The 13993-nt window shown below is 35.1% G+C and carries 14 protein-coding genes; 3 read left to right on the top strand and 11 right to left on the bottom strand.

All coding sequences use genetic code 11. From position 1 onward, the window contains the following. Positions 1 to 434: 434 nt before the first annotated feature. The 3 genes from ACGLXV_RS08290 to ACGLXV_RS08280 all read right to left on the bottom strand — a co-directional run bounded on the left by ACGLXV_RS08290 (position 435) and on the right by ACGLXV_RS08280 (position 3713). Positions 435 to 641, bottom strand: a complete 207-nt coding sequence (locus ACGLXV_RS08290; protein ID WP_391558247.1) for a hypothetical protein — start codon at positions 639 to 641, stop codon at positions 435 to 437. 332 nt (positions 642 to 973) lie between these two features. Beyond that, positions 974 to 3394: a DEAD/DEAH box helicase family protein gene (locus ACGLXV_RS08285; protein WP_391558246.1), complete on the bottom strand. Its 2421-nt coding sequence runs from the start codon at positions 3392 to 3394 to the stop codon at positions 974 to 976. Beyond that, positions 3387 to 3713 (bottom strand): phosphoribosyl-ATP pyrophosphohydrolase, encoded by a 327-nt coding sequence (locus ACGLXV_RS08280; protein WP_391558245.1) that lies wholly within the window; start codon positions 3711 to 3713, stop codon positions 3387 to 3389. The genes ACGLXV_RS08285 and ACGLXV_RS08280 overlap by 8 nt, the downstream gene beginning before the upstream one ends. Positions 3714 to 3894: 181 nt before the next feature. Between ACGLXV_RS08280 and ACGLXV_RS08275 the strand changes: the two genes are divergently transcribed. After that, complete coding sequence (locus ACGLXV_RS08275) at positions 3895 to 4293, top strand: (deoxy)nucleoside triphosphate pyrophosphohydrolase (RefSeq protein WP_391558244.1); 399 nt, start codon at positions 3895 to 3897, stop codon at positions 4291 to 4293. Between the two features lie 43 nt (positions 4294 to 4336). Here ACGLXV_RS08275 and ACGLXV_RS08270 read toward each other — a convergent pair whose 3' ends face one another. From ACGLXV_RS08270 to ACGLXV_RS08235, 8 genes are all read right to left on the bottom strand, one after another. After that, a complete protein-coding gene (locus ACGLXV_RS08270; protein ID WP_391558243.1) occupies positions 4337 to 7144 on the bottom strand; it encodes a DEAD/DEAH box helicase in 2808 nt (935 codons plus the stop codon). 87 nt (positions 7145 to 7231) lie between these two features. Continuing rightward, a complete protein-coding gene (locus tag ACGLXV_RS08265) occupies positions 7232 to 7651 on the bottom strand; it encodes a hypothetical protein (RefSeq protein ID WP_391558242.1) in 420 nt (139 codons plus the stop codon). Positions 7652 to 7992: 341 nt separating this feature from the next. Next, entirely contained in the window at positions 7993 to 9375 is a 1383-nt protein-coding gene (locus ACGLXV_RS08260) for a PD-(D/E)XK nuclease family protein (RefSeq protein WP_391558241.1), read from the bottom strand. An 81-nt stretch (positions 9376 to 9456) separates the two neighbouring features. Next, positions 9457 to 9924, bottom strand: a complete 468-nt coding sequence (locus ACGLXV_RS08255) for an SRPBCC family protein (RefSeq protein ID WP_391558240.1) — start codon at positions 9922 to 9924, stop codon at positions 9457 to 9459. A 17-nt stretch (positions 9925 to 9941) separates the two neighbouring features. Further along, complete coding sequence (locus ACGLXV_RS08250; RefSeq protein ID WP_391558239.1) at positions 9942 to 10940, bottom strand: hypothetical protein; 999 nt, start codon at positions 10938 to 10940, stop codon at positions 9942 to 9944. A gap of 190 nt (positions 10941 to 11130) precedes the next feature. After that, positions 11131 to 11751 carry a hypothetical protein gene (locus ACGLXV_RS08245; RefSeq protein ID WP_391558238.1) on the bottom strand — a complete coding sequence of 207 codons (621 nt, stop codon included), beginning with the start codon at positions 11749 to 11751 and terminating at the stop codon, positions 11131 to 11133. Between the two features lie 30 nt (positions 11752 to 11781). Beyond that, positions 11782 to 12552, bottom strand: coding sequence for an FxLYD domain-containing protein (locus ACGLXV_RS08240; protein ID WP_391558237.1), 771 nt, complete (start codon positions 12550 to 12552; stop codon positions 11782 to 11784). 74 nt (positions 12553 to 12626) lie between these two features. Continuing rightward, the gene (locus ACGLXV_RS08235) at positions 12627 to 12872 is read right to left on the bottom strand and encodes a hypothetical protein (protein WP_391558236.1); all 246 of its coding nucleotides are present in this window, start codon (positions 12870 to 12872) and stop codon (positions 12627 to 12629) included. A gap of 195 nt (positions 12873 to 13067) precedes the next feature. Between ACGLXV_RS08235 and ACGLXV_RS08230 the strand changes: the two genes are divergently transcribed. Together ACGLXV_RS08230 and ACGLXV_RS08225 are read left to right on the top strand one after the other, a co-directional pair. Further along, on the top strand, positions 13068 to 13544 hold the full coding sequence (locus tag ACGLXV_RS08230; protein ID WP_391558235.1) for a DUF2975 domain-containing protein: 477 nt from the start codon (positions 13068 to 13070) through the stop codon (positions 13542 to 13544). A 10-nt stretch (positions 13545 to 13554) separates the two neighbouring features. After that, on the top strand, positions 13555 to 13776 hold the full coding sequence (locus ACGLXV_RS08225) for a helix-turn-helix domain-containing protein (protein WP_391558234.1): 222 nt from the start codon (positions 13555 to 13557) through the stop codon (positions 13774 to 13776). The last annotated feature ends 217 nt before the right edge of the window (positions 13777 to 13993 follow it).

Here is a 13993-nt window from a genome sequence, read left to right as displayed (position 1 = left end):
ATAGATTCCAATTTGTGTCGTGTTTGGATTGGTCAGTAGATAAAGGTAAAAGTATTTTTCATCCCCATTCAATTGCTCATTAATAACTGGATTCTTCCAAAAATCAGTACGAACGATACGGTATTTTGCCATTCGAAACTTCATCCTTTCATCTATAAAAAATACTTTCATAGATGATATATAAAGTAATGAAGAAAAAGGTTAGGTGTTTTTCGTAAGGATTTTGTCTATTTTATGACAAAACAATTTATAGGTACCTAAATAGACTTGCTAAGCTACAAAAAGGACAGTTTCTAGCCCCCAATTCCTTTTTCAAAAACAAACAAAAAAGTGCCCATTTCTGGACACCAAAATATACTACTCCATTACGATGGTTTTAAAGAAAGATCAACATCCATAGCTCTAACGTTTCAGGTTAATAAGAGCTTTTAACACTAACTTATAATCCAACAATCTCCTATTTTTTGAATTGTCTTTCCTTTAAATTCACATTTAAGCCTACGTAACGTTCGTTTTTCATTTTTCTCCTTGTTCAACTTCATAGTGTTAATAATATTATTAACATCTACCTCAGTACTTTCAACCTCTTTTATTCCTAGTTTGTTTACATACAAAAATGTTTTGTTAATACTATGTTTCATATGATTTAACCTCCTTTGTCTTTTTTAATTAAGTTAGCTATTTTAAGGATGTATCCTTGTGAAAATTATTTGAAATATTTTATTCATTTAAAAATCTAAGCAGTTGTTACTAATAACGTCAATTGGTACACATTTTTTTATTATTTATATTTATTAATTGAAGGACTTATCTTATCAAGTTATATATTATTTTTTATAAAAAGACAGAGTTACTAATCAAATTAAGAGATTTGTAACTCTGTCTTATTAAAATTGACTTTAGATACCGGTGGTCGGGGTCTAACAAGTAAATGCTGCCTCTTAAAAACAACTGAATAACAATATGAAAGTAATTAACTATTCCCTTTTCTTTCAAAATGCCAATGTAATCGATATTCACAAATTTCATTAATCCAATTAAACAGAGTCTTTTCTTCTTCTGAATTTACCTCGACTTTAAAGTAAAATTGATTATCTTCAAACACTACAAGTCCTTTTGAACTTCCACTCCACTTAGTCATCGGCATTTTTACAATAAGCTTACTTACTTTATCTTCGTCATATTCCCATAAGCGCTTTGTTTCCTTGTCAGAGAAATCAATTCTTTTTCTGTATTCCTTTTCAGTTAAATATTGATAAAAGAACGGTGCCACTTCTTCAGGTGTGATATGCTTATACCAATCTTCTTTACCTCGACTTAACATGGCAAGTAAAACAACCATCTTATAGCTTTTAGCCATGCCAGTTCTATCAACTTCAATAATTAAATCTTCGAACCGTCTATAAATTTCTTTTTCGCTTTCTGTTAATTCCTCTGCCCAATGTAAGAAACCGGTATATGATTTAAATTCTTGTTTATATTGACTTGATTCAGATTTCCCCTTTAAATGCAACTCTAAATAGGTCGGTCTTCTACCAAGTTCAAATTTTAAATTTTTATAATCACGAAGAAGTATTTCTTTACGTGGTTGTCTTTTCTTAGCAATTTCATCTAACAAATTAATTACATCTATATCTAAATTAATGGAACAAATTTCAGGAACCTCAGGTTGGATATTCTTTTTTGTACCTTCTCCCCTACTTGTATCAAATAAGCTTAATTTCACATCAGCATTTCGGTAATTCCCAATCAAGTCAATAATTACACAATACTCTTTATTTTCATTAAGTCTCAACCCTCGACCAACCTGCTGGGTAAAGACAGTCAATGACTCAGTTGGTCGAACAAAAAGTAGTGTGTCTATAACTGGGATATCGACCCCTTCATTAAAAAGATCAACTGTAAAGATTACATCAAGTTCTCGTGCCTCAATCATTTCAATCGCTCTTTGTCTACTAACCGAAAGCTGCTTAGAATGCAAACTAATTGTTCGATAGCCCTTTTTATTGAAATGCTCAGAAAGAAAATCTGCTTGCTTTATAGAAGAACAAAAAGCAATGGTTCTCGTTTGTTTGTATGTATTCCACGCTTCCAGAATCTTATCTGCTAAATCAGCACGTAATTGGGCTTGAAGTAATTCTTTCTCTGAATATTTATTACCTAACCAAGTAATTTGTGAATAGTCAGTATCATCGTATACCCCATAATATTGGAATGGAGCCAGCCATCTTCGTTGAATCGCTTCTAAAAAATCGATCCGATAAGCAACATTCCCATCACATAATGCATAAACATCTTTATTATCATTTCGATCAGGTGTTGCCGTAATTCCTAGTAAAAACTTTGGCTTAAAGTAATCTAACACACGTTGATAAGTATCAGCCGCAGCATGATGAAATTCATCTACTATGATGAGATCAAAATCTTCTGGATTAAATACTTCAAGATGTTGTTTCATACTCAGTGTAAAAATGGATGCAAAAACACAGTTTGCTGTTCCTTCCTTTTGCTTTCCATTGTATATACCGTATGATCTATCTGGCATGATGGTTTTAAAAGATTTCTGTGCTTGATGTAAAATTTCTTCTCGATGTGCAATAAAAAGAATTCGGGAGAAATTTCGAGCAAAAAATCCTGCTAAATAAGTTTTACCTAATCCAGTAGCCATTACAACCAATGCACTTGAATAATCCTCTTCTAAAGTCTTTTCCAATTCATCAAGTGCATCAATTTGGGCAAAACGAGGTTGAATACTTCCATAGGAAAGAGACTCTTCTTTTACTATCTCTACCTCATCAAGCTTACCTTCTGTTGACAGCATTAACTCGATTTCTTCAAGTTCTGTCCACTTATTTACGAGGTTGGGATACTTTTGATGATATGTATCGTATTCCTTCTTATAAAAGGCTACTGACTCATGATTCACCGGAATCGTTTGATCATGATAAAACAGCCTAGAAAACTGATCTAATGCATCTTGGAAGCTATCTTTTGCTGAAGACTCACCGACTAATAAATTCCACTCAACCCCAGTAGTTAAGGCTGATCTTGATAGATTTGAAGAACCTATCACCAACATCCCTTCATTTTTATCCTGAAAAATATATGCCTTTGGATGAAACGATGTCCCACTACTTCTCCATAGTCGTACTTTAATACTTTCATGGATACTAATTAATTCCTTGAGTGCATCTGGCTGGGTTACAAACAAATAGTCTCCCGTACAAATCTTAATATCCGCACCTCTTATAGCTGCTTGGTGAAGCGTTGCTTTTAGTAGTTCTACACCGGACTTCATTACAAAGGAAGTTAAAATGTATATGGTAGATGATTTATTTATATTTTCTATTATCTCAGCTTTCAAATTGGTTGTAATTAACTTTACCTCACTCATCTTCAACCTCAATTAAGAATATCTTTTCTTGGAATCCACCTCTCTTTTCGGCTTTTTCCTTACGAATGGTCTCAACTTCATCTATTGAAGAGCCATGTGCCTCGGAAAGTGCATGAAGAATCTCAAGAACATCTGCAAGTTCCTCAAGGGTGCTCTCTTTATCTTTTGTATTCATATATTCTTCTAGTTCTTCATAAGCTTTTTTTCTTAGCTCTTCTATGTATTCCTTATCTGAAAGGATGTGGGTAGTGAATCTCTTCCCTGTTTTTTCAATGATTTCTGGAATTCGGTCACGGACTAGTTTGTTGTATACTGGCATTACATATCTCTCCTATATAGTATTCTTGTTAGGTACAAGATGAGATCTAACACTTTTATTATAACTTGATATAAATAGGGATGAACATAGAGTTAACAACAATTAAATAATATCATTTCTAGTTCAAAGTAAAAAAATGATATTATTATAATCAACGAACAGTCATTCAAGGGGGATTATTTTGAAAAAGTTAGTAAAGGTTGTAGCCGCAATCATAGAAAATGAGAAAAATGAAATATTATGCGCCTTAAGATCACCTGAGATGGCGATACCAAATATGTGGGAATTTCCTGGTGGAAAAGTAGAAAAGGATGAAGACATTTATTCTGCTTTAAAGAGAGAAATTAATGAGGAGTTAAACTGTACAATTGAAACCATTGATTTATTCCATGACAATACCCACGAATATGATACATTTATTATTAATATTCTTTGTATCACTTGTAAAGTTGTTAATGGAACCCCGGTTCCAAGTGAACATTCAAAGTTGATATGGTTAAAGAGAGAATACCTCGACTCGTTAAAGTGGGCCCCAGCAGATATACCAGCTGTAGAAAAATTAATTAGTCAGACGAAATAAATAAGAACCAGGAATCTATTCATTCCTGGTTCTTATTTAACTCTTAAACCTTTTTTACAAACTCAGTATACAATCTTGCTGGAATTTCATGTTCGAGTTTCATTTTAACCGTGATAGGTTTTTCCCCTTCATACTCAACTACATTACCTTTTCCAATATAAATATAGGGTTCTACTTTCCCGTCAATTTCTTTATACTTTCGAATAAACAAATGAAGATTGACTCCTCTTGCTTTATTAAAAATGATATTTTTCCCACGGTCGGTTCCTTGACTAGTATTATTAGGCGTTTGCCATTGAAAGTACTTTTCGTTAATGAATTTATCCTTGTAATTAATACTCTCCTTAATCCCTTCCTCTTTGTGAAGATCAATATATAAAAAGTACTCATTACCATTTGCAAGAAGACCAGAACCTCTAAATGAACTATGTGTTTTCCTGTAATTCGAAAGTAGTGCAGCATCAATCATTTGATATTGTTCATAAAGTTTAAAATGAGGTACACCATAGTATTCATTTTTATATTCCTTCTCATAACGGTAAATACCATAGTTAATAATATCAACTATATATTTTCTGTATTCACTATTAGCAAGAAGCTCTCTGAATGCTTCTGTTTTCATTAGAGTGTCATTTGAATGCTTACATAATTGTAGTTTTCCTCTTTTTTGAACACTATCATAATAATCTTGGTTAAGGCATTCAAAAGCATGACTAATACTATCTTCATCGACCTCTTTCACATGTTTTAATATTTCATGTTTTGCTTCCTGAATTGTTATAAGGTCATGTTCTGATAAGTATTTTAGAATTACAAACTCATAAATTCTTTTAAGTGGGAGCTGTCCGGATAATTCTCTTAATGCTGCCTCAAAGGCCTCATTAGTCAATAACGACCTTAAAGGATCATCTCGCTCAACCTTCGCTACAAATTGCTGATAAATTTTATCTTTATCAATAAACTTTATTGGATCTGGAGCACCATCGAATTTTAAATAGTCTAAAAGTAAATAAGGGGTACGACCTTGATTTAATTTCTTAAACTCAAAATACTCTTCTTTTAAATACTTCATTGAATTAAAGTTCTCTTTATCAATTTGCTCAAGTATTCTCTCCTGAGATATTTTATCCATTTGGATGTGAGTCGCTCCGGGTATATTTGCAAAACCGGTGGCGATAGCAACCTTTAAGCTTTCCTTATCATAATATCTGCTACCATTTAATGCGATCGCAATCAAGAATGTTTTGCTATGATTACCAATGAAATCCAGAACGGTTAAAAAGTTTTTCCCCTTATACTTACGAAGTCCACGACCCAATTGTTGAATGAATACTATCGGAGAATTAGTAGGTCGCAACATCAATACAGTATTAACCGAAGGAATATCTACCCCTTCATTAAAGATGTCAACAGAAAAAATAAACTGTAATTCGTCTTTATCATCTTCTAACTTTTGAATATGGTACGATCGGTTTTCAACTGAATCATCACCAGACAAATAGATAGAATTATATCCTCGTTTATTAAATTCTTCTGACATGTATTTTGCATGTTCTTTACTTGCGCAGAACCCTAAACATTTTCTCTTTTCACCATCATGACTATAAAAAATCATATTTTCTATGATAAAATCAACACGTTCATTTACCTTTAAACGCTTCGTAATTTCTGCTACATCGTCAATATCCACATCACTTAAATCGATTCCATCAATATCAGTAATCCCAAAATAATGAAACGGTATGATTAATTCATCATCTAAAGCCTCATGAAGACGAACCTCTATAGCAACATTATTATCAAACAAGTCAAAAACATTTAGACCATCACTTCGTTCAGGGGTTGCTGTCATGCCTAAGGTGAATTGTGGTTTAAAGTAACTAAAAACTGTCTGGTAACTTGAGCTAGTTGCATGATGTGCCTCATCAAAAATAATATAATCAAACTCTGTTGGTTCGAATTCAGTGTAATATCTAGTTAAGGTTTGAATTGTTGCAAAAAGGTAATCAGCATGTTTATCTTTTTGATTTCCTGTTAGTAAACCAAATGTCACCCCTGTGTTGGTAATTAATTTTTCAAAAGTTTCTTTCGCCTTTTTCAATATTTCTTCTCTATGAACAATAAAAAGTAGTTTCTTTGGCTGAAAATGCTTGACATCAAAAGCAGACATATACGTTTTCCCAGTTCCTGTAGCTGCTATTACTAATGCCTTATTCTCACCAAATGAACGAAGTCTCTCTAAGTTTTCCATCGCTCTCTTTTGCATACGATTAGGGACAATGTATTCAGCATGTTCATAAATTAAATATTGCTGGGTACTATGATTAATCAATTTACTTAGAAATTCTTCATATCTACTTATAAAAGCGTCATCTGCATCCGTACTACTATTCCATAGATAATTATATTCTGATAGTACATTCTCTAAGAATGAGTCATCTTTTGAGACCATTTCAACATTCCATTCAATATTACTCTTTAACGCACTTTGAGTAATATTTGAAGAGCCAATAATCACTTTATAATAACTATCATATTCAAAGATATAAGCCTTTGTATGAAAACCAATCTCTTTATCAGTAACAAATACTTTAAGGTCAATGTTGTTGAAATCCTTAATCTTTCTTAAAGATTTGGTATCGGTGAAATTTAGATACGTTGAAGTAATTATTTTACCTTTTGTTCCTTTAGCTTCCGCTTGTTTCAATGAATCAAGTAAAAGCTGCAAACCACTAAAATTAATAAAAGCCACACTAAAATAAAAGCGAGTACATTCATTAATCGATTTAACTAGTTCATTTAAAAAGTTACCTTTTTCCGAGTTAACTATTAGCTTTCTCTGTTCAATCATGATTTTTTAATACCTCAATTTATGTACTCTTTTATCTTAACATCCCACTGTTTTCCATTATAATTACATTTTTGATTCAATTGTTATTTATTCTTTACCACTTGTGATTTCACCATAAGTATAATACGTATGACCTGCAGTATTTTTCCCTTTCGGTCTAGGGGTATGAGAGAGAGGTTCTTCCTCCTTTAATAAATAAAACATATAATCTTTATCTTCCTTTTCAAATCCAAAACGTGTAGCTTTTCTTGCATGAATATATCCTAAAATTCTATCTTTAGCATCATTATCTAAATGAGTAAGATCATTTTCTATATTATTCTTTCTAGGGTCTAGGACAATTTCATGTATAACTTTGTATAACATATCCATCTTGCCACCTTTTGGGGCACGAAAAGTGATATACTCACTTTTTTCATAGTTACGTGGGTGCGGATAAGCATGCACATTATATACTTTTATATTTTGAATAGTTTCACCAGCTGGAATTGATAATACTTGTCTCATTTCTATCATCCTTTCAAAATGAAAATAGATTAAATTATAAAATCCAACTAATTTACTTTCTAAGTTGTCGGAAACAAAAAATAATCTCGTACTCATGTAGCTCTAGGTTTGTTTCTGGTACAGTCTGCATGTTTCTACTAAATAAAGTACTCTATTTCCATTATACAACAAAAGTCGTAGTTCTTTAGATATTTAGCGAATGTCATTAAACCACATTTTTTTAGTTAAAGGTGATATAAAGTTTCTAATATTGAGTAATATATTTGGAGTATCCTGAAGAATTAAAAAAGACAAATACTTAGTACTGTACTTGTCGTTCTTATTTAATTGCCCAAAAAAGTCTATACGAGAACGGTCCCACTGTTCTCTAGCAACGGAGTTTGCACCGCTACACCTAGATTTTTTAATAATTTAGCAATGGTTAACATACCCATTTCTGTATTAATCTTGGTTTCCAAGAAGTAAGTCTCCCCAGTAATGATAGATTCATAGGTATGAATGGAAGCAAACTTCTTCCTGTTTTTATGAATCGGCTGTAACGCGAATGCATAACGCTTTCCATTGTCCCCGCCACCAAGAATAAAGCCTTCTTCGACCAACTGATGAAGAGGAAGTTGTTGCTCTTCTATCCAAAGCAACGTCTTTTTCCAAAGTTCTGCAACAGTCTTTCCATAAATAATGGTTTCTTCATTCTTATGATTTATGACAATATGGAGCTCGTCCCATCTTTTATGAATGTTTCTTTGGAATGGTGTTGAGAAATTCCATAACTCCTCTACATCGTTTTCCTCGTTTAGGATCCATTTGATGGTTCTAAACACTTCCCCATAGGTTTCGTTTACGACTGTGTTCACATAGTTTCTTTCTTCACTGTCCTCTTCATTTGATATGTTCGTGATGGCTTTAAACACATCTTCAAAGCGATCATAAATGGAGCGAACGAGGATGCGTTCTTCTTCAATCGTTGCCAATTTTTCACGTTTTCCTTTATAAGGCATACGTAAAGCATCTACGTACTGCTGAATGATCGGTTTGGCGTAAATGCTTAAATCTGGGTTTTCCAGGCAAGGCATGAGAACGATGTCTACTAATTGCTGATAGTCGATTCCATTCCATTTGGAGCTGCCAAACGTTGCTTCATTGGAATCTTTGATTTGGCTTTTTGGTACTAAGCCTACCAGAAGGAACGTTTCGTCTTTGAATTTCTCTTCGAACTTTCTTAAGTATTTATGGCATTGATTCACGTCTACTCTTGCGTAAACCTTTTGCTCGACTGCAAGGATTAATCTTTTTTCCTGGCTAGGGTCTTTTTCATCGACAATATTTACCTTAAAAAAGACATCTAGCCTTCCTTTGTCGTCATTTTTTTCTGTATCATCGAGTGTTTCCTGCTCATCAATATCGAGTTTGTTAATATCCTTTTCAGCGATAACTTCCGGATGTCTGAATTGATTCACATTTAGCATGGCTAGATCCGTAATATTGTCCAAATTTTCATCTGCCGATTCGGCCACGGCCATTAAGAATCTTTGAAACGGATAGTACCCTAGCATATGTCTTTCGGTCGGGTCCAACAGCCACGTTAAGAACCGTGAATGCCAGGTTTCTAAATGGGTCGCCCCCACCACATGGAACACATTAGGACGGTCAATCAGGAATTTCAACGCTACAAATTCTTTATCCATCGTTAATTCATACAGCATTCGTTTTAGTGATTTCATCATGTTTCTCCCCATTTTTTTCAATTATATTTTTATAGTTTTAACACTCTTTGCTTTAACCGGTTCTATGGAAAAAATCACTTGTTAATGAATTAACGAAGCTCTTAAATCATTTACCCCATTTTCTAAATAAGCCTTTAAACAGGATAACATATAGACCCAACCCTCTTTTTGTCCCAGCAATTTGGCTAGCAAATCAGGGTCGTCTTCTTTAAAGCCGGATTCGGTTATTTCAATAATGGTTGTCGACTGATCCAATTCTTTTAATAATATGGTAACCGTCGTTACTTCTCCGTGCTCTTCTCCCCAAGAATAGACGATTTTCTTTCCTTCCCCGATTTCTACTACCTTAATAACCCCTTCTGCTTCATACTCATCATATCTCAAGGTAATCTTTTTTCCTTGTTCCCATCTTTCTGAACTGGAAGAGAACCAGTAGTTGCCTATTTTCACAGGGTCAACGATCGCTTCAAATATCTCATTAGCGGATGTAAGTATTTTAAATTTTGTCGTTACTTGTGTATTCAATTCGTAATCAACTCTCTTTCGCATTTATCTTTATCGCATAATCAAAATGAATCCTCACTCGCCTCTACTGCTTGCCGAGCCATATATTCCTCACGAATCTGCGATAGAGACTTTCCACTTTCTTTATGGATGGCAAAAACATACGTTTGAACACTGGACCATCCGTAAATCTCCTTCAACCATGCTTGCATCGATTTTTCCTCTTCATTCACCCTAATGTTCCCATTAGCCATAAGCACCCCTTCATTCCCCTGATCCTTGGCTAAAATAATGTCTCCTTCTTTTACCACTCCCCACTCAAGCATGGCATCTATCTTCGGTAGAGTCCTTCGTGTACCGCCTTTGCTCCTTTTTATAGAAACAGCTAATGATTTGTCCATGAGGTTCACATAATAGTCTTCATAATTTGTAACCGGTAACAGCTTCTCTTTCAGCAAATAAATTTCATGATTAACCTTATATGGGGTCAGTTTATAACAGCTCATATCCACTTGATTACTATTTAACCAAGAGACAGCAGAAAGTGTTTGTTCATCAAAGTCTGAAGCCACTAATATGATCTTTTGCTTTTGATTAAAACTCTTCTCCACCTCGTTGACTCTTAAAAACTCATTTAATTTTCGGATACCTAACTCAAAGGAAGTTAACTCACCGAGTTCGAATTCACTTCGATATTTTTCTATGTAGGGTGCGTAGACTTTTTTTACCAGATCATCTGGACTTTCAATGGTCGCATAACTTGCTGCATAGCGGATAGCCTGGAATTCGAAAGCCTCTTTCCGACCTTCAATATCTTTACGGTCCCGCTTGATCTCTATTAACACGATATTTCCGTTATTATCAATGGCCGTTAAGTCACTTCTGCCGTTCTTTTCATTCTTCACTTGTTGGCCCACAATCAGCATGGATTCTTCCTCATCACAGATCATATCGATACTATTTCTTAGTATTTCTTCGAGATCACTTTCCTGCATCCCTAACTCAGTAAAAGTGACTGCCTCTAATTTCTCTGCTTTTTTCTTACCTGTTAGAACGTACACGTTTTCTCCCTACCAACATAATCAATTTTTTACTATAGTATCTAGGATACCATAATGAATATGGTTTATACTGGAAAATAAGAGGGACGTTCACCTGCTCTCTTTCTTACGGAGTAAATAAGATTAGTGAAAGCAGGTTGGTGACCATTTTACTATTATCAAAAGCCCCCAAATCGGTGATTCATAATCACTAAGTTTCTTCATCCTGCAATGAATCTGGGTAAATCACTTCTTCCATAACCTCGTCTGTTGTTTTGTCCTTTACGATGATTTTCACTCGATAATCCTCCTCACCCGCTCCATTAAAGAGCTGGTAATACATCCCGGATAATCCAAGCCCAAATATAGCAAAGCTATCCATGCTGTTTTCATAGGTTGCTTGATCTACCACCATCGTAAACTCTGAAAAGGCCTTATTGTAAGTAATCTCTTGAATCGAAACAAAGTCTTCATTGTTTTTCATGTCCTCAATGGACTCGATGATTCCTGTTTCTAACTCCTTCATCATTTCTTTGTGTTTCGATTTGGACATTTTATACGTAACGGAACCGTCTTCGTTCTTTGTTGCCTTAACGCCTTCTTTTTCTACTTCAGCAATTGAAGCATCCACATCTTCTCCTTCAAACATCGAAGCGGGCAGATTGACTTCTACGTTGAGCAATCCTTTATCTACTTCCACCGACTCATTAGATTGCTCTTGATCCTTTGCCTCCGTGTTGTCTTTGTCAACTGCATTCGATGTGTCCGATGAAGAACACCCCGATAAAAGAGTAAAAATATGAACCGTCAGCATTAGCAATAATTTTTTCATTTTTCTTCCCCCTATTAAAATTCTATTAGATTACCAAGTCCAACCATATGCCTTCACATCAATGGTTTTGACTTTGCCAGCAATTTCCCTCGGTACTTCTGGATAGTTTAATTCGAATCCCGCTTCGCTTCCTGGATTGACACCCACATCTACACTACCATTTAACACACCGAGTAACGTTCCACTTTCATCGAATAACGCCGCAGAGATTCGAATGTCATCTTGTAATTCACTTGTCGTGTTTTTCACTACTCCCGTAACGGTATACGGAGTGGAATAGTCATCTGTGGAAGGAATCCCTTTCGTCCCTGAAACTTCTAGTAAATTAGGACTCTCTTCTGTTGGATCAAAAGAGTAATTATAAGAGGTTTCTCCATAAAGAGCCGGGTCTGTCGTTCCTTCGAGAATGGTTGTTTCGGAAATATAGGCTTGTTCACCTGGAGCCACCACACTTGGGACAGAATAGATCATTGGGCTAGTACCTAGAATGCCTCCCTCTTGATCTTTAAAGTTCATTTGCGTTTCTCCAATCGTGATCGGCACATCGCCCGTATTTTCAAAGATCGCAGAGGAATGCACCCAAACGGTATCAATGGAATCCTTCCATGTTGCCCCAGTGGATTGGACAATTTCAAGCTTTGGCTCCTCTTGAACTTCTTCTGTTTCAGGCTGTTTAGATGTTGTTTGTTCATTGGTACCTTCTGAAGAATTGGTATCTCCCGCTATCTCCTCACTACCACATGCTGTTAGAAAAGTGATTAGGACAACTACTAGATATACACTCAACCATTTTTTCATCATAACCCACCTCAAATTTTATTTTTTATTCCCAGTAATGCTTGCAACGGAACAGGTTTCAACTCACGAGGTAGAGATTACTGCCCTTTAAGCAAGTACTCAATCTCTTCAGCTGCTTTCATATCAAACCATTTCATCGGTGCTAGCAACGTGAAGGCTTGCTGATTCTCGATTTCCCTAGCGACCGTTCGAACATCTTTCAACATCCTCAAATCGTCAATATAATGTTCCATCGTTAAAATCGCGAGTTCCTGATTTTTTCGATCGGAGTAAAACAACTCCAAAAATACTCCAATGGCACTTCTAATCTGCTGTTGGTTCATACGCTCTCTCCTCTTCTTATTTCCTATATTCGTAGTATAAAAGAAAGGGTGGTCCGTTTTTGGACACCCTTTGTATGGTTCTTACTTTTATTTCTCATGGTTTAAACAAAATATAAAATAAACAATAATTACTTATTGTAAAACGATAAATAATATATTAGAATCAATATATAAATTATTAGTGAGGTGTTTTTAATGAAACGAGGATCCACATTATTTTTACGAATGACGCTTGTTCTTATTTCAATTCCCGTTCTAGCATTAGGTATCTTTGGGTTAACTTGGTTACCCCAGCATCCCTTCAATCCAAGTTATGACCATATCTTGAATCCCATTGTTATAGGAATGTATGTATCTGTAATCCCATTTTTCGGAGCGTTGTATCAGGCGTTTAAGCTTTTGAACTATATTGACAAAAACGAAGCTTTCTCTGAGTTGTCTGTGAAAGCTCTTCAGAAGATCAAATTCTGTGCCCTGACCTTCAGTGGGTTCTATGTGGTCGTTCTGCCATTTGTATTTATGGTAGCCGAACTAGACGATGCACCAGGTCTTGTTATCGTCGGAATGGTTCCTGTTTTTGCTTCACTGGTCATCGCGGTCTTTGCTGCGGTTCTCCAACGACTATTAAAAGAAGCAATTGATATCAAATCAGAAAATGACTTAACGGTCTGAGGTGAAAACAATGGCGATTATAATCAATATTGATGTGATGTTGGCGAAACGGAAAATGAGCGTAACGGAGCTTTCGGAGAGGGTTGGAATCACGATGGCGAACCTTTCGATCTTGAAAAATGGAAAGGCAAAGGCGATTCGATTATCCACTTTAGAGGCGATTTGTAAGGCTTTGGATTGTCAGCCAGGAGATATTTTGGAATATAGAAGTGATGAGGAGACACAGGAGTAAATCCAATTTTTCACTTATAAAAAATAAAAAAGGATGGAATGAGCAGCCCTTTGATGCTCTATCTATCCTTTTTTGTACCTGCTACTTAACAGAGCATGTCTCTCCTTTTTCATCAAACGCCTGCTTAAAATCAAAGGCAAAAGGAGTGGAGCCATTCTCGATAAAATAGTTATACCTCTTGAACGCCTCCTCCCATGAGACCTCCTTCAACTCCTCT

Origin of the sequence: Robertmurraya sp. (genome assembly GCF_036676585.1) — a bacterium.
GTDB lineage: Bacteria > Bacillota > Bacilli > Bacillales > Cytobacillaceae > Robertmurraya_A.
The sequence above is the reverse complement of the archived record's forward strand: the minus strand, read 5'-3'. Positions and strand labels throughout refer to the sequence as shown.